This is a genomic window from Cupriavidus sp. 8B (assembly GCF_054589115.1).
Genome location: NZ_BAAILO010000631.1, coordinates 1 through 281, shown reverse-complemented (window position 1 = coordinate 281; position 281 = coordinate 1). Strand labels below are relative to the sequence as shown.

Below are 281 nucleotides of genomic sequence, written 5' to 3'. Positions count from 1 at the left end.
AGAGGGGCGGCACGTAACGTTCAGACGCCGCGCACTGTGGTCATCAGCTTCAGGTGGGTCGTGTAGCTGCGCAGGCCGAGCGGGTGGAAGCTGCGCAGGAAGCGTGCCACCTCGTCGTTGATGTCGGTCTGGTCGCGAATGCCATTCCACACCATGAAGTCGAACTGATCCATCGTGCGGTCGAACTTGGCCAGCACGCCCAGCACGCGCATCGAGAAGCGAGAATAGGCCTCGACCGTGAGGCTCAACGATGGCAGCGTGACCGTCGGCTCAAACACAAT

At 61.6% G+C, this 281-nt stretch carries 1 pseudogene; it reads right to left on the bottom strand.

The window, feature by feature from the left end:
- Window positions 1–20: 20 nt before the first annotated feature.
- Window positions 21–281, bottom strand: a pseudogene (locus ACYP5B_RS51435) (ATPase); the annotation flags it as partial.